The following is a 16,705-nucleotide window of genomic DNA, read 5'->3' as shown; positions in this document are numbered from 1 at the left end:
TCAGCTCTCCTCTAGCGCACGTTGCAGTTGTGTGGTTAGTTGCTCTATGTCAGCAATAGTGTGGTTGGCGGTTAGAGTGATACGCAATCGGGCACTGCCTTGAGCCACCGTTGGTGGGCGAATCGCGGTCAACCAACACCCGTGATGTCGCAATTGTTCGGCGATGTTCAATGCCGTTTGTGCCTCACCAACAAGGTAGGGTTTGATTGGCGTTAGCGTTTCAACATAGCCATCGAAACCTTGCATAGATTCAGCGTAATAAGCTTGCAGCTCAGTTAGTTTTTCTCTGCGCCAAGACTGCTGAGTGACCATTGAAATGGCATGAGTGACTGCATAAGCTTGCGCTGGCGGCATGGCTGTAGAATAGACGTGGTGACGAGCAAACTGCGTAAGAAAGTCACCCACCTCTTGATTGCATAAGATAGCTGCACCCGATAACCCCAAGGCTTTGCCAAAGGTCACCACTAAGAGCTGTGGTTTTATTCCTGCCGCACTGCAACTGCCTGCCCCACCCTCGCCCAACACACCGATGCCGTGTGCATCATCGACTGCCAACCAAGCTTCACCTTGCAGTGCATCCGTGATTTCGCACAGCGGTGCACAATCACCATCCATGCTAAAGACCCCTTCAGTCACCACTAACGTATGACTATCACGGTTAAGTTGCTTCTTAAGATGAGCAACATCGTTGTGCCGAAAACGCTTCATACTGGCGGCGCAAAGCATTCCTGCTTCCATCAAAGAGGCGTGGTTAAGTTTATCTTGCAGCAGCAAATCATCTTTGTTGAGCAAGCTAAACAGCAGTGCCTGATTGGCACTAAAACCTGAGCCAAACAAAACGGCCCGCTCATAACCTAGCCACTCACACAATTTGGCTTCAAGGTTGCGATGGGCTGAGCTAAAGCCTGTGACCAAAGGAGATGCACCACTACCGCAACCGTACATACTCAGCCCTTGCTGCCAAGCGGCAATCAATTCTGAGTCGTGCGCAAGGCCAAGGTAATCGTTACTGGAAAAGTTAAGATACTGGCGGCCATCTTTGCACAATCGAACCTGGTTACCCCCCTCAAGCTCGATAAGAGAGCGAGAAAGCCCAAGATCGCGACGAGCACAGAGCGCCGCTGAAATACGTGAATTAAACGCTGGCATCGTAGAAAAGATCATCTTTAGTAGGACGAGCTGCCACCCGTTTTACGACACGCTCAAGCAGCTCACTTTCTGCAATTTCATCCGGTTTTTGGCTCACTTGTTGGCTATTGATACCCAGTTTTTTAAACAACTGCATATCGCTATCTTCATCAGGATTAGGAGTCGTTAGCAGCTTGCAACCGTAGAAAATGGAGTTTGCACCTGCCATAAAGCACAGCGCTTGCATCTGCTCATTCATATTTTCACGTCCAGCGGATAAACGTACTGCCGATTGTGGCATCATGATGCGAGCAACGGCAATCAGACGAATAAAATCAAACGCTTCGACATCTTCGGCTTGCTCTAACGGTGTGCCTTTCACTTTGACCAGCATATTAATCGGTACACTTTCAGGATGGGTTGGTAAGTTCGCTAATTCCACCAACAGGCCAGCGCGATCATTGGCGCTCTCTCCCATACCGATAATTCCCCCAGAGCAGATCTTCATTCCTGCATCGCGCACGTGCGATAAGGTATCAAGGCGATCTTGATAGGTTCGGGTGGTGATAATGTTGCCATAGTATTCAGGTGAGGTATCTAGGTTGTGGTTGTAATAATCAAGCCCTGCACTGGCCAACTCGCTTGCTTGATCAGGCGTTAGCATGCCCAGCGTCATACACGTTTCCAAGCCCATCTCTTTTACGCCACTGATCATCTCTTTCAAGAGAGGCATATCACGCGCTTTCGGGTTTTTCCACGCCGCTCCCATGCAAAAGCGGGTCGACCCAGAACGCTTCGCTTTTTGCGCCGCGTCTAACACCCGCTCGACTTCCATCAACCGTTCTTTATCAACATCAGTCCGGTAATGCGCACTCTGCGGGCAATATTTACAATCTTCAGGACACGCCCCCGTCTTAATAGAAAGTAACGTGCTGACCTGGACATAATTTTTGGGATGGTATTGACGATGTACTTGCTGCGCTTCAAACAGTAGATCCATAAACGGCTTTTCGACCAGTGCGTTCACCTCAGCAACGGTCCAGTTATGACGAACTTCCACATCTCTTCCTTATTCAGTTTTATTATTTTGTTGCTTGGCTAGTCTACTGACAAGCGATAAACTGTCAACAACCAAAGAAAACGCAAGTTTACGTTTGATTAATTTTTATACAAACCCAGCAATATGGACTGACCATGGATTTACTCTTCGACCGCCAACATATCTGGCATCCCTACACTTCAACGCTGACGCCATTGACTTGTTATCCCGTCACTCACGCTCAAGGTGTCGATCTTTATTTGGAAGATGGGCGACGCTTGATTGATGGAATGTCCTCTTGGTGGGCAACCATTCATGGTTATAACCATCCACACCTTAATTACGCTGCGCATCAGCAAATTGATAAAATGTCACACGTGATGTTTGGCGGTATCACACATCAACCCGCCATTACGCTTTGTAAAAAATTACTGGCATTAGCGCCAAGCAATCTTGAGCACGTATTTTTAGCCGATTCTGGCTCTGTCGCCGTGGAAGTCAGCTTAAAAATGGCGCTGCAATACTGGCATGCAAAAGGTCAACCACGAGCGAAATTTCTCACCTTACGTCATGGCTATCACGGCGATACCTTTGCCGCGATGTCAGTCACTGACCCAGAAAACTCGATGCATTCGCTCTACAAAGGTTTTTTGCCGCAGCATATTTTTGCCGATTCGCCAACTTGCGGTTTTTGGGATGAGTGGGATGAACGCGATCTCGATGATTTTCGAGAGAAAATAATGCACGCTCATCAAGAGCTTGCGGCGGTGATTTTAGAACCAATTGTGCAGGGTGCTGGCGGTATGCGTATCTATCATCCTCAGTTTTTAAAAGGCGTGCGTGCACTTTGCGATCAATATGGTTTGCTACTGATTGCCGATGAGATTGCAACTGGATTTGGCCGTACTGGAAAGCTCTTCGCCTGCGAGCACGCTAATATCGCGCCTGATATTTTATGTGTCGGCAAGGCCTTAACGGGTGGCTATATGACGCTTTCGGCCACACTGGCGACCAAGCAAGTCGCCGATACGGTTTGTGCTGGCGAAGCGGGCTGCTTTATGCATGGGCCAACCTTTATGGCTAACCCATTGGCGTGCGCCGTCGCCTGCGCTAGCTTAGAGCTCATCGAACAGGGCGATTGGCAACAGCAAACCCAGCATATTGAAGCGCAATTTGCTCATTTACTGCCCATGCTTAACCGTTTTGAGATGGTAAAAGAGACGCGCTGGCTGGGCGCTATCGGCGTGATTGAAACGCATCGCCCTGTCAATATGGAGGTCATTCAAGCGCTATTTGTTGAGCAAGGGGTCTGGATCCGTCCTTTTGGCTGTTTAATCTATGTGATGCCACCGTTTATTAGCCAAGTAGATGACATTGAAAAACTGATCAACGCTGTAGTGGTGGCATTGCAAAATTCGCAATGCTTTCAACTCGATGGGGCTTAAATAGAACCAACAGATGATATTAGATGCATAAAAAAACCGACTCGTAAGTCGGTTTTTTACTGTGTTCAACACATCATGATTAACCGATGTGCGTTGCGCCACCCATGTATGGTTGCAGTACGCTAGGAACGGCAATACGGCCATCGGCTTGTTGGTTGTTTTCCAAAATGGCTACCATAGTACGGCCCACAGCAAGGCCTGAACCGTTCAGCGTGTGCACAAGCTCAGGTTTATTACCGCCTTTGCGACGGAAACGGGCTTGCATACGACGCGCTTGGAAATCCCACATGTTTGAGCAAGAGGAGATCTCACGGTATGTACCTTGTGCAGGAACCCACACTTCAAGATCGTAAGTTTTGCGAGAGCCAAAGCCCATGTCACCGGCACACAGCACCACTTTACGGTACGGTAGTTCAAGCAATTTCAGCACTTTTTCCGCATGACCGGTTAACTCTTCCAGCGCCGCCATTGAATCTTCTGGGCGCGTGATCTGAACCAATTCGACTTTATCAAATTGGTGCATACGGATAAGACCACGTGTATCGCGACCATACGATCCCGCCTCAGAACGGAAACAAGGTGTATGAGCCGTCATTTTCAGTGGCAGATCGGCTTCGTCAGAAATGGTGTCACGCACTAAGTTCGTTACCGGTACTTCAGCGGTAGGAATCAACGAAAGTTTACGCGGCTCTTCATCATTCACTTTTTCAGTTAGTGGCTCAGTATGGAAGAGGTCTTGACCAAATTTAGGTAGCTGACCAGTACCAAACAGACTGTCAGCATTGACAAGATAAGGGACATACATTTCAGTATAACCATGCTCTTGTGTGTGCAAGTCCAGCATGAACTGAGCAATCGCACGGTGCAGACGAGCAAATTGGCCTTTCATTACGATAAAGCGAGCACCAGTAATTTTAGTCGCACTAGCAAAATCTAAACCACCGGCCATTTCGCCAAGGTCAACATGATCTCTGAGCTCAAAATCGTAAGTTTTAGGTTCGCCCCAACGAGAAACTTCTACGTTGTCATTTTCATCTTTACCGTCAGGAACCGATTCATCTGGTACGTTGGGTACAGACAGAGTAATCGCATCCAATTGTGCTTGGATGTCATTCAACTGCGCTTTTTTCGCGTCTAAGTCACTGCCTAGAGAGCCGATTTGTAGCTTGACTGCTTCTGCGCCCGCTTTGTCGCCGGCGGCCATTTTTTGGCCAATTTCTTTGGAGATGGAGTTGCGCGAGGATTGTAAATTTTCAACTTCTACTTGAATGGACTTACGTTGTTCTTCAAGTTGACGAATTGTCTCAACGTCGAGTTTGAAACCGCGACGCGCTAATTTTGCAGCTGTTTCATCCAGCTCAGTGCGAAGTAATTTAGAATCCAGCATTGCTAATCCTATGCTTTTAGTTATGAAAAACGCGCCTGCATCCCTTTCTAATCAGAGCGACGCGTAGAGAAAATTGAACCCGACAAAGATAACGAAAAGAGACTATTTTTCATAGCGCTTTTGTGGGCTTTTTGCATCTAAACTAGCCAAGTAATCTAACTTTTCACCAATTTTGGTTTCTAAACCTCGATTTGTTGGCTGGTAGTAGCGTGTATCGCTCATTTCAGGCGGCAAATAACTTTCGCCAGCCGCGTAAGCTCCCGGTTCATCGTGGGCATAGCGATATTGTGCTCCATAACCAAGATCTTTCATCAAACTGGTTGGTGCATTACGCAAATGAGGCGGCACCTCATACTCTGGCAAATTATGCGCATCAGCTAAGGCTTGCTTCCACGCGCTATACACGGCATTACTTTTGGGCGCGCACGCTAAATAGACAATCGCTTGTGCAATCGCACGTTCACCTTCCGCAGGGCCAACGCGGGTAAAACAGTCCCAAGCGGCGAGCGCCACCTGCATGCCTCTTGGGTCGGCGTTGCCGACATCTTCCGAAGCTATCGCCAATAAACGGCGAGCGATATAAAGTGGATCGCAGCCTGCTGCGATCATTCTGGCCGACCAATACAGCGCCGCATCGGGGTTGGAACCACGAATCGATTTATGCACCGCAGAGATAAGGTCGTACCAAATATCGCCTTTATTATCAAAGCGCGACACTTTTTCACCTGCAACTTCGGCCAACAGTTTGAGCGTAATAAGCTTTTCACCTTGCGCATTCTCTTCGGCCATGTCGTACAGTAGCTCAAGATAATTGAGCGACATGCGCGCATCACCATTGACTAATTCAGCCAAACGTTCGAGCACGTTATCCATAAACTGCGCTGCGACTTTACCTAAACCGCGATCGTCATCGTTGATTGCTTGATTGAGCGCCAGCAAAATTTCATCGCTAGCCAGCGAGGTTAATTTGTACACCCGAGCACGAGATAGCAAAGCGTTGTTGAGTTCAAAAGAGGGATTCTCTGTCGTGGCACCAATGAAAGTCACAGTGCCATCTTCAATGTGTGGCAAAAAGGCATCTTGTTGAGATTTATTAAAACGATGCACTTCGTCTACAAACAAAATAGTACGTCGACCCGCCATTTTATTTTCGCGCGCTTTTTCAATGGCAGCACGGATCTCTTTAACGCCAGAAGTCACCGCAGAAACACGTTCAACCTCTGCATTGGCGTAATTCGCCGCCACTTCAGCTAAGGTCGTTTTGCCCGTACCGGGCGGCCCCCACAAGATCATCGAATGAATATGACCAGCCTCTAATGCACGCCGTAGCGGTTTACCCACGCCTAAAATGTGCTGCTGGCCAATATACTGCTCAACCGTCTGCGGGCGCATTCTCGCGGCCAACGGACGGAAATCTTCATCACCCGAAAAATCTAAGCTGTAGTTACCCACACTGCTGTAGTTACCCACACTATAGTTACTCACGCCTTAGTCCCTATCTCAATTACGTTGATCATCAACCTCAACACCTTGCGGGATCTGGAACGTGAAACGCGCTTTAGCGGCCGGTGTTAGTTGTACATTGCTAAACGTAAACAGACTCTTCTGTCCATCTTGTTCAATCACGTTAAAACCTTTCACGATCCCTTTCTCATCAATCGCTATCTGAAACTGCCCTTGGTTTGAATCTACCGCGGTTGGCGTTAGGGTGAAATCATCACCGTTTTGTGCAACTTTGTAGTGATCCCAATCACTGGCGCGATTACGGGTCAGCAACACAAAAGGAGTTTGTTCCGTCGCTTGTTCTTGATTATAAATACTCACTTGTTCGATAAATGGGCTGTAATACCACAAGGTTTTACCATCAGACACCAGTAAGTTTTCATCAGGAGCGGTCGTTTGCCAACGGAAAAGACTTGGCCGGACAATATCAACGTTCCCCTGACCTTCCATCACAATATCACCTTCAGGGCTGATCACTTGCTGGGAAAAGGTCGCGCTAAAACCAGCGTTCAGCGCGAGGCGTTGACTCAACTCCTCTTTTGGCGCAGCCAAAACAGCGACAGAAAAACTACACAACAACAGGGCTAACACTCTTTTCATGATTACCACACTCCATGGATAACAATTTTTTGTCTATACCCTTCCTACTTGAAGCCGCAGCGGTGTTGGCTACGTTCGTTCACCCCAATCACATAGTTTGCCTATGCTCATGGGGACTCACTCACTTGCCGCCTACCTGCAACTCCAAGTTGTTTGGGTATATAACGTTTTCTATAACGTTTATTGATAAGGCCCTATTCTCTTAAGAAGCGTTCGCTTATCAGAATAACTTATTTATCAGGATAACTCGTTTATAAGGGCTTATTTGCTTGGGTTTGTCAGCGTTTTGTTGAGATTCAACCTCAGGCGGCGTACTTTACTGGCCACAGCACTGTTTGAATTTTTTGCCACTGGCGCACGGACAAGGATCATTGCGGCCAATCTCTTTAAATGGGTTAACGCGCTGCGTTTTCATGCCGAGCATTAATTCATCAGCCATTAACGCGACTTCTGTGATCATGACATCCAACTGCTCAGCAAAATCACTCAAACTGGGTGGTGTTGCAAAACCCGCTTCGCTCATCTGCTGCTGTGTTTGTGTTTCATCGATGGCTAACATGAAGGTGGTCAACAAAGCTTGTAGCATGCGCAGGCTACCATCACCAATTTGAGTCTCTAACCATTGCGGTTCAACGACTGGCCAGACGCTCATAAACCCTTCAGCAAAATCAGCCCACTGAGTCGCATTATCTAGCAAGGCTAACGCCGAATATTCGCTACGTTTGAGCAAGTTATATTGCAGATTAATTTGCGCCATCACCATAGGTTCAAGTGCTTTGACTTGCTCCCCCACTAAAGGTTCTAACCAAGTTGTGGGTTCTAACGGCTTAGTGGCGAAATTGGATGCCAAAATAGCCCCTTCAAAAAAATGAGCGGATTGAGGAGCTGATTGAGGAAGAGAGAGCAATGAGTAAGTCATGAAAATCTGTACAGTTAAAATGGTTGACCAAGGATTATATACCAACTCTTGCGTTTAGTGACTTTTGATTCGGTAACCACTACAATCTCGCCTCGAATTTTTAAGGCGAAATGATGATGCGTGTAATTTTGGGCCCGATGGAGGGTGTGCTAGACCACTTGATGCGTGAACTACTCACCCAGATGAATGATTACGATCTGTGCGTGACTGAATTTGTGCGTGTCGTTGACCAATTATTGCCTGACCACGTTTTTTATCGCCTTTGTCCTGAACTGAAAACTGGCTCAAAAACGCAAGCAGGTGTTCCCGTGCACGTTCAACTGCTCGGCCAAGAGCCACATTGGATGGCAGAAAATGCCGCACGAGTTGCTGAATTAGGCGCGCACGGCATTGATTTGAATTTTGGTTGCCCAGCGAAAACGGTCAACAAACACAAAGGCGGTGCGGCGCTGTTACAACATCCGGAATTGATTTATCAAGTGGTAAAATCATGCCGAGATGCGGTACCGAAAGCGGTCCCTGTTTCGGCTAAAATTCGCTTAGGTTGGGAAGACCCTAACGACTGCTTTGAAATTGTCGATGCGATTGAACAAGCTGGAGCAAACGAGCTCACAGTTCATGCCCGAACAAAAGCGGGCGGTTATCGCGCCAGTGAAATTAAGTGGGATTACATTAATCAGATACGCCAGAAGACGTCCCTGCCTCTGATCGCTAATGGCGAAATTTGGAACTATGACGATGGTCAAGCCTGTATTAAAGCGACGGGCGTAGAGTCATTAATGGTTTGTCGAGGCGCATTCAACGTTCCCAATTTAGGCAATGTGGTCAAACATAACCATAAAGTGATGCCTTGGCATGAAGTGGTTGATCTGCTCCTGCGCTATTCGCAATTTGAAATTAGAGGCGATAAAGGCTTTTACTATCCCAATCGAGTCAAGCAATGGTTTACCTACTTGCGTCAAGAATATCCTCAAGCTAACGAGCTCTTTCGCGAAATCAGGACCTTCACCAAATCGGAACCTATTGTGGAGCACATTCAGCGTTACCGTGATCGGTTACAAAACACGTTATAATGCGTTTTCATCAGGCTTTCTCAACCTCACGCCGAGAAAGCCTGTCGCTGCTTAGTCAACCACTGTGATAACTAACTCACTGTATTAACTAACCCACTGTGATAACGAAATAAAACCATTAACTGAGCAGAAGGCTATCATCTGCCAGCTCTTCGCCTCGAACTTTCGAAAACATTTCCAGTAGATCAGGCACTTTCATATTGGCACGCTGCTCACCAGACACATCAAGAACAATTTCACCTTGGTGAAGCATCACAGTGCGATCACCACACGCTAAGGCATCTTTCATCGAGTGCGTTACCATCATCACCGTCAAGTTAAATTCTTTGACGATTGTTTTGGTCAAATCAATGATAAAAGCCGCCATTCTAGGGTCCAGAGCCGCAGTGTGCTCATCAAGCAGTAACAATTTACTGTCAGATAAGGTTGCCATCACTAAGCTAACCGCTTGACGCTGCCCACCAGACAGTAAGCCGATGTTATCGCCTAAACGATCTTCTAATCCCAAACCAAGGATAGCGATTCGCTCTTGAAACAACTTGCGACGTGATGAAGAAAGTGACAGCCCCCACCCTCGGCGCTTGCCGCGCATGTAGGCTAAAGCCATATTCTCTTCAATGGTTAAATCGCCACATGTACCGGCAAGTGGGTCTTGGAACACGCGAGCGCATAAACGTGCGCGCTGATCCACGCTCTGACGCGTGACATCGACTTCATCGATGAGTACTTTGCCTGCCATCATGGGCGTTTCGCCCGTTACAGCACCTAGTAAGGTCGATTTCCCTGCACCATTTGAGCCAATCACAGTTAAAAATTGATGTTCAGTTACTTCGAGGTGAACACCTCTTAACGCTCTATTTTCTAAAATTGTGCCAGGGTTAAACGTGACTTGAATATCTTCTAAACGAATCATAATGTTTCTCCTGACGCTTTATCCTGCTTAGCAACAACCGACCTCTGAGCAGGAGAATTACCCTTTTTTACTTTGAAGTTCCTTTTCATTTTTGGCGCAATCAGTGCAATGGCCACCAGCACAGCAGTAACTAAGTTGAGATCTGATGCCTGCAAACCGAACATACCCGAGCTCAAAGCAAAGGCGACCGCTAAACGGTACAGCACTGAACCGACGATGACCGCCAGCACTGCAACCCAGATCCGACGACCGGGGATCAACGTCTGCCCCAAAATCACAGCAGCAAGGCCAACTACAATCGTCCCTACGCCCGAAGTTACATCAGCAAAACTGTTGGTTTGCGCAAACAGTGCCCCAGCAAAACCGACAAAACCATTCGATAACGCAAGAGCAAAATAGGTATAAAACGAGGTGCTTCCGCCTTGTGCTCTCACCATGCGGGCATTAACGCCCGTAGCACGCAGCCCAAGTCCAAAGTCACTGTTTAATAATCGCACCACAAACCAGGCCGAAATCAAGACCAATACACCCACGACCAACGGGCGAATGTAAACCGAATCACCCATGGCTTCAAAAGGCGTAAGAATGGTCTCCTCGCCAAGCAGAGCAATATTGGGGCGTCCCATAATGCGAATATTGATGGAGAAGGCGGCAATCATGGTGAGAATCGACGCCAATAGATGCAAAATACCGCAGCGAACCGCAAGAAATGCAGTCACCCAACCAGTAAAGGCACCCGCAAGTATTGCCATTCCTGTAGCAACCCAAGGGTTAATACCTGCCACAATCGCCGTGGCGGCCACCGCAGCGCCCATCGGGAAACTGCCGTCAACGCTTAAATCGGGGAAATCAAGGACACGGAAAGTGAGGTAAACACCCAATGCCACCAATCCGTACAGCAGCCCTATCTCTAGAGCGCCAAAAAAAGCAAAAGCAGACATAACAACTCCTTTCTCTGCTTAAACAGAGCTAAAGCCTTCGCTCTAGCTCTGAATGGTCTTTATTTTACGCTCGTAGCACGATCAAGTACTGACTGAGGAATAGTTACGCCCAGTTTTTCCGCTGCGGTTTTGTTGATCATTAAATCAGACCCTTTGGCCACTTTAACATCCAGTTTACCCGGTGCTTGGCCTTCCAAGATAGCGACAACATAGTCTGCGGTTTGTACGCCAATTTGGTAATAATCAAAACCAAGGCTCGCAACCGCGCCGCGTTCAACATAAGAGGTTGCTGCGCCAAATACTGGGGTCTTAGCTTGGTTAGCCGAAACAATCATCCCTTCAATCGCACTGGCGACGGTATTATCAATTAAGGCGTAAAGGATGTCTGATTTTGAGGCGATCGCTTGTGTCGCGGTTTGTACGTCTGCGCTTTTTAAGGCTGTCGCTTCAATAAGTTTAATGCCATGTTTTTGAGTGCTCGATTTAAGCAGTTCCATCAAGCTCACTGCATTGGCCTCACCGGGGTTATACACTACGCCGATAGATTTCACATTTGGCATGATCTCTTTGATCAGCTCAACGTGTTGTTCAACTGGCGATAGATCAGAAAGCCCGGTCACGTTCTTGCCCGGTTGCTCAAGTTTTTTCACCAATTTAGCACCGACAGGATCGGTCACCGCCGTGAACACGACAGGAATAGTTTTGGTTGCAGAAACGAGCGCTTGCGCCGTGGGGGTTGCGATGCCGACTAACACATCAGGATTTTCCCCGACAAATTGGCGCGCAATTTGAACAGCAATAGCTGGGTTGCCTTGCGCGGTTTTAAAATCAAAATCTAGATTTTTACCTTGTTCATAACCTTTTGCTTTTAAACCATCAAGTAAACCTTGTCTGGTTGCGTCTAAAGCTGGGTGCTCAACAATTTGCGATACGGCGACTTTCGCTGTTTTGGCCATAATGCTAGTTGAAGAGAGTAATACTGCTCCTGCAAAAACGGCGGTAACAATGGCTTTGCCTGCTTTCATCTTAACTCCTTGATTTAAGCATTATACCCTTCCTAGTCAAAGCGGTAGCAGTGCTAGCAAATGCGCTCATCCCGTTAAACACAGTTAACCTGTGCCACATTAGGATTTATCCCATTGCAGATTGCTTACCGCTTCATATCGTTTGGGTATAGATGTTGGATGTTGTGTTTTTATATTTTTATGTACGCGCACTGAGCGTCACTGACAACATTATTACCAGTAACTCAGGCCAAAGGGAAGTGAGGTTTAACAGTAAAGTAACAAAAAGAGAGCTAAGAATAAGGCGAACGTTGAATAACAAAGAGGAGTTCACTGCGGAAGCCCTCTTTGTCTTTTATTAACCAGCTAACCGGCGGGCTAGAACCAGCGTTCTAACGCGGCTTCATCTAACTGGCGGAATGCTCGGTTAAGGATAACCGCCAGCTCTTTGTATCTCGGCTTCGCTTTGATTGGCTCTAAAGCAAAACCGGTATCGACAATCTTCTGGTACAGCTCTCTGTACCACCCAGCAAGCGAAGGTGGAAGTTGGGTATTGGCGCGATTTCCCAGCCACCACATACCTTGTAGCGGTAAGCTTATGGCAAAGAGTGCCACTACCACTGCTTGGGGCATCGCCTGTGTATTTTCAAAAACCATCTGTGTCAGGACACTGATTGCGGCGATAGCTGGCATAGCCTTCACGCCAAAACGCGTGGCTTTAATGATCCGTTGCTCAGGGAAAATGAGGCCTAGTTCTTTGCGCACAGGCCAAACATCCATATATTTCTGACCATCTTTCAGGCTGTGAACGATTCCAACTTTGTTATTCATAGCGCGCCCTCACTCTCAATGCTGCCCATCAAACTAAAAAATAGTTTAATGATTCAACTAATCTAGTAAAAAATTGATAGAAGTTAATATTATTTCAATTTTTTTTTGTTATATTGGCCCATTATCGCTATTCTTTGCCAGCCCTCAATCTCATTGTTGCCGTTATTTACAATTTAGGCAACTCCGAGATGAAATCTGCAAGGAATGCACGACGACTTTACGTTAAAAGCCCCGTCTCATGATACGGAAATTCAAGTTTTATTAACCGAGAATAGTAGCGCTCCACAACGCTTCTACTATTCTTGAGATTGATTTTTATCTTAAACGATTATTACAGGTAGTCACACATGTCTAAGCTAGTTTTAGTTTTAAACTGCGGTAGTTCTTCTCTTAAATTTGCTGTTGTTGATGCAGAAACAGGTGCTGAGCACCTATCAGGTCTTGCTGAATGTCTTCACCTTCCTGAGGCACGTATCAAGTGGAAACTTGACGGTAAACACGAAGCGCAACTAGGCGAAGGTGCAGCGCACGAAGAAGCACTCGCGTTTATGGTTGAAACTATTCTTGCTTCTAAGCCAGAGCTTAAAGCTGACCTTGGCGCTATCGGTCACCGTATCGTACACGGTGGTGAGCAGTTCACTCAATCTGCACTTATCTCTGATGATGTACTAAAAGGTATTCAAGACGCTGCAACCTTTGCACCGCTTCACAACCCAGCACACATCATCGGTATCGAAGCCGCTAAGAAAAACTTCCCTGAGCTTCAAAACGTAGCTGTGTTTGATACTGCGTTCCATCAAACTATGCCTGAAGAGTCTTTCCTATACGCTCTTCCGTACAATCTGTACAAAGAGCACGGTATCCGTCGTTATGGCATGCATGGTACTTCACACCTATTCATCACTCGTGAAGTTGCAGGCCTACTCAACAAGCCAGTGGAAGAAGTTAACATCATCAACTGTCACCTAGGCAATGGTGCTTCTGTTTGTGCGATCAAAAACGGTCAATCAGTTGATACCTCAATGGGTCTAACTCCTCTTGAAGGTTTGGTGATGGGTACACGTTGTGGTGACATCGACCCTGCAATCATCTTCCACCTGCACGATGCACTGGGTTACTCTGTTGATCAAATCAACACTATGCTAACCAAAGAGTCTGGCCTACAAGGCTTAACTCAAGTGACTTCGGATTGCCGTTTTGTTGAAGATAACTACGGTGAGAAAGAAGAAGCGACTCGTGCAATGGACGTGTTCTGCCACCGCCTAGCGAAATACGTGGCTGGCTACACAGCAAGCCTTGACGGTCGCCTAGACGCTATCGTCTTCACTGGTGGTATCGGTGAGAACTCAGGCCCTATCCGTGAAATGGTACTAAACCGTTTGGCTATCTTCGGTATCGAAGTCGACAGCGCAGCAAACCTAAAAGCACGTTTTGGCGGCGAAGGTGTGATCACAACGGCAAACAGCCGTATTCCAGCTATGGTTATCTCGACCAATGAAGAGCTAGTGATTGCTGAAGATACTGCTCGTCTGGCAGGTCTTTAATTGACTTTCTGGCTAACTCTCTGAGTTAGCCAGTTTTTTACCGGGGCTCAACCCTTAGTTTCTAGCGATTTAGGTCAGCAGGCTTATTTCCGAAGAAGGTCATGTTGGGCTTTGTTCCTTTTTCAATCTAGTTTCGGTTAGATTGATTTCAATAGTTTGAGGTACTCTACTCATGTCCCGTACTATTATGCTTATCCCTATCAGCGCTGGTGTTGGTCTTACCAGCGTGAGCATGGGTGTCCTTCGCGCCATGGAGCGTAAAGGTGTTAGCGTTTCTTTTTATAAGCCTATTGCACAACCTCGCTCGGGTGGCGATCAACCTGATCTCACTTCAACGATTATCGGTCGCAACAGCGACATCAGCATTGCAGAACCGATGATGATGTCAGCGGCAGAAACGTTGATCGGTAGCGAAAAGATGGATGTGTTGCTTGAAACCGTCGTTGAGCGTTACAACCACATCAATCAAGATTCTGAAGTAACGCTGATTGAAGGCCTTGTGCCAACACGTAAACACCCATTCGCGAACCAAGTGAACGCAGAAATTGCCAAAACTCTGGGCGCAGAAATTGTGTTTGTCGCGACACCGGGAACGGACAACCCAACTCAGTTGAAAGAGCGTATTGAAGTTGCGTGCTCAAACTTTGGTGGAACAAAAAATAAAAACATTTCAGGTGTTATTATCAACAAGCTTAATGCCCCTGTTGATGAAGCAGGCCGCACTCGCCCTGACTTATCAGAAATTTTTGATGATGCAGATAGCGCGAAACAAGCCAATTTAGAAGTGATGCAGATCTTCAACACCAGCCCAATTCGTGTGTTAGGTTGCGTGCCTTGGAGTATCGATCTTATCGCGACTCGTGCTATTGATATGGCCAAACACCTGAAAGCTGAAATCATTAATGAAGGTGAAATTAAGTCTCGCCGTATTAAAAGCATCACTTTCTGTGCGCGTTCTTTGCCACATATGATTGAGCACTTTAAGCCAGGGTCACTCTTAGTGACATCGGCCGATCGTCCTGACGTGATTGTTGCCGCCTCTCTGGCCGCAATGAATGGCGTTGAAATTGGTGCGGTGCTGCTGACTGGCGGTTACGATATGCCACAAGAGATTGTGAACCTATGTAAACCAGCCTTTGAAAGCGGCTTGCCTATTTTTAAAGCGCAAGGTAACACTTGGCAAACGTCACTCAACCTACAAAGCTTTAGCCTAGAAGTTCCAGCTGACGATAAAGAGCGTATCGAGTTCATTAGCGATCACGTTGCTAGCCACATCGATGGTCCTTGGATTAATTCGCTCACTGAAGGCACGCAAGGTATTCGTCGCCTTAGCCCGCCAGCATTCCGTTATCAGTTAACTGAATATGCTCGTCGTGCAGGTAAACGTATTGTGCTTCCTGAAGGGGATGAGCCACGCACGGTTAAAGCGGCGTCTATTTGTGCAGAGCGCGGTATTGCGACTTGTGTTCTGCTTGGTAACCCTGATGAAATCCGCCGCGTTGCTGCGCAACAAGGTGTTGAGTTAGGTGCTGGCGTTGAAATTATCGATGCTGACTCAGTGCGCGAAAACTACGTCGCTCGCTTGGTTGAACTGCGTGGTTCAAAAGGCATGACCGAAGTTGTGGCTCGTGAAAAACTGCAAGATTCAGTCTTCTTAGGCACCATGATGCTAGAAGCGGGTGAAGTTGATGGTTTGGTTTCTGGTGCAGTTCATACCACAGCCAACACCATTGTTCCTCCATTCCAAATCATTAAGACCGCGCCAAATGCCTCGATTGTATCCTCTATCTTCTTCATGCTATTGCCTGATCAAGTGTTGGTATACGGTGATTGCGCCATCAACCCAGATCCAAATGCTGAACAGCTCGCTGAAATCGCAATTCAATCGGCCGATTCTGCAGCAGCATTCGGTATTGACCCACGCGTGGCGATGATCTCTTACTCGACCGGTGAATCAGGTAAAGGTGCTGATGTAGATAAAGTGCGTGAAGCGACGCGCATTGCTCAAGAGAAACGTCCAGATCTTATTATCGACGGTCCTCTGCAATACGATGCTGCAATCATGGAAAACGTGGCGGCTTCTAAAGCACCAAACTCTCCAGTCGCTGGTAAAGCAACGGTATTTGTCTTCCCTGACCTAAACACAGGTAATACAACTTACAAAGCGGTACAACGCTCAGCAGACCTTGTTTCTATCGGTCCAATGCTGCAAGGCATGCGTAAACCAGTAAACGATTTGTCTCGCGGTGCATTGGTTGACGACATTGTTTACACAATCGCGTTGACGGCGATTCAAGCAAGCCAAGAAACAAAATAACATTCTTAGCTTAACTTGCTGATTAAAAGGCTCTTATGTATCACATAAGAGCCTTTTTTAT

Annotated in this window: 14 protein-coding genes; 4 read left to right on the top strand and 10 right to left on the bottom strand. The window is 47.1% G+C overall.

Going from position 1 to position 16,705, the window contains the following annotated elements; translation table 11 throughout:
* Window positions 1-1,164 carry an 8-amino-7-oxononanoate synthase gene (gene bioF / locus CCZ37_RS04655; RefSeq protein WP_094499874.1) on the bottom strand — a complete coding sequence of 388 codons (1,164 nt, stop codon included), beginning with the start codon at window positions 1,162-1,164 and terminating at the stop codon, window positions 1-3.
* Window positions 1,136-2,188 carry a biotin synthase BioB gene (bioB, locus tag CCZ37_RS04650; protein WP_017048088.1) on the bottom strand — a complete coding sequence of 351 codons (1,053 nt, stop codon included), beginning with the start codon at window positions 2,186-2,188 and terminating at the stop codon, window positions 1,136-1,138. The genes bioF and bioB overlap by 29 nt, the downstream gene beginning before the upstream one ends.
* 134 nt (window positions 2,189-2,322) lie before the next feature.
* On the opposite strand from bioB, the gene bioA reads away from it, so the two are divergent.
* Window positions 2,323-3,612, top strand: a complete 1,290-nt coding sequence (gene bioA / locus CCZ37_RS04645; protein ID WP_094499873.1) for an adenosylmethionine--8-amino-7-oxononanoate transaminase — start codon at window positions 2,323-2,325, stop codon at window positions 3,610-3,612.
* Between the two features lie 79 nt (window positions 3,613-3,691).
* On the opposite strand, the gene serS is transcribed toward bioA, so the two are convergent.
* From serS to CCZ37_RS04620, 4 genes are all read right to left on the bottom strand, one after another.
* A complete protein-coding gene (serS, locus tag CCZ37_RS04640) occupies window positions 3,692-4,999 on the bottom strand; it encodes a serine--tRNA ligase (RefSeq protein WP_094499872.1) in 1,308 nt (435 codons plus the stop codon).
* A gap of 102 nt (window positions 5,000-5,101) precedes the next feature.
* Window positions 5,102-6,451: a replication-associated recombination protein A gene (locus tag CCZ37_RS04635; protein WP_010319721.1), complete on the bottom strand. Its 1,350-nt coding sequence runs from the start codon at window positions 6,449-6,451 to the stop codon at window positions 5,102-5,104.
* 48 nt (window positions 6,452-6,499) lie between these two features.
* Window positions 6,500-7,102: an outer membrane lipoprotein periplasmic chaperone LolA gene (gene lolA / locus CCZ37_RS04630; RefSeq protein ID WP_010319722.1), complete on the bottom strand. Its 603-nt coding sequence runs from the start codon at window positions 7,100-7,102 to the stop codon at window positions 6,500-6,502.
* A 316-nt stretch (window positions 7,103-7,418) separates the two neighbouring features.
* Window positions 7,419-8,021, bottom strand: coding sequence for a YecA family protein (locus CCZ37_RS04620; RefSeq protein WP_010319723.1), 603 nt, complete (start codon window positions 8,019-8,021; stop codon window positions 7,419-7,421).
* A gap of 116 nt (window positions 8,022-8,137) precedes the next feature.
* Here CCZ37_RS04620 and dusC point away from each other — a divergent pair, with 116 nt between their 5' ends.
* Window positions 8,138-9,094 (top strand): tRNA dihydrouridine(16) synthase DusC, encoded by a 957-nt coding sequence (gene dusC / locus CCZ37_RS04615; protein ID WP_010319724.1) that lies wholly within the window; start codon window positions 8,138-8,140, stop codon window positions 9,092-9,094.
* Window positions 9,095-9,212: 118 nt separating this feature from the next.
* Here dusC and CCZ37_RS04610 read toward each other — a convergent pair whose 3' ends face one another.
* The 4 genes from CCZ37_RS04610 to yfbV all read right to left on the bottom strand — a co-directional run bounded on the left by CCZ37_RS04610 (window position 9,213) and on the right by yfbV (window position 12,783).
* Window positions 9,213-10,007 carry an ABC transporter ATP-binding protein gene (locus tag CCZ37_RS04610; RefSeq protein ID WP_094499870.1) on the bottom strand — a complete coding sequence of 265 codons (795 nt, stop codon included), beginning with the start codon at window positions 10,005-10,007 and terminating at the stop codon, window positions 9,213-9,215.
* Window positions 10,004-10,948 carry an ABC transporter permease gene (locus CCZ37_RS04605; RefSeq protein ID WP_094499869.1) on the bottom strand — a complete coding sequence of 315 codons (945 nt, stop codon included), beginning with the start codon at window positions 10,946-10,948 and terminating at the stop codon, window positions 10,004-10,006. The genes CCZ37_RS04610 and CCZ37_RS04605 overlap by 4 nt, the downstream gene beginning before the upstream one ends.
* 59 nt (window positions 10,949-11,007) lie before the next feature.
* Window positions 11,008-11,973 carry an ABC transporter substrate-binding protein gene (locus CCZ37_RS04600; protein WP_010319727.1) on the bottom strand — a complete coding sequence of 322 codons (966 nt, stop codon included), beginning with the start codon at window positions 11,971-11,973 and terminating at the stop codon, window positions 11,008-11,010.
* A 357-nt stretch (window positions 11,974-12,330) separates the two neighbouring features.
* Window positions 12,331-12,783 (bottom strand): terminus macrodomain insulation protein YfbV, encoded by a 453-nt coding sequence (gene yfbV / locus CCZ37_RS04595; protein ID WP_094499868.1) that lies wholly within the window; start codon window positions 12,781-12,783, stop codon window positions 12,331-12,333.
* Between the two features lie 347 nt (window positions 12,784-13,130).
* Between yfbV and CCZ37_RS04590 the strand changes: the two genes are divergently transcribed.
* Together CCZ37_RS04590 and pta are read left to right on the top strand one after the other, a co-directional pair.
* Entirely contained in the window at window positions 13,131-14,327 is a 1,197-nt protein-coding gene (locus CCZ37_RS04590) for an acetate kinase (protein ID WP_094499867.1), read from the top strand.
* A 172-nt stretch (window positions 14,328-14,499) separates the two neighbouring features.
* Complete coding sequence (gene pta, locus CCZ37_RS04585; RefSeq protein WP_010319730.1) at window positions 14,500-16,644, top strand: phosphate acetyltransferase; 2,145 nt, start codon at window positions 14,500-14,502, stop codon at window positions 16,642-16,644.
* The last annotated feature ends 61 nt before the right edge of the window (window positions 16,645-16,705 follow it).

Origin of the sequence: Vibrio qinghaiensis (assembly GCF_002257545.1) — a bacterium.
GTDB classification, from domain to species: Bacteria; Pseudomonadota; Gammaproteobacteria; order Enterobacterales; family Vibrionaceae; genus Vibrio; species Vibrio ordalii.
This window is presented reverse-complemented; position numbering and strand designations above follow the sequence as displayed.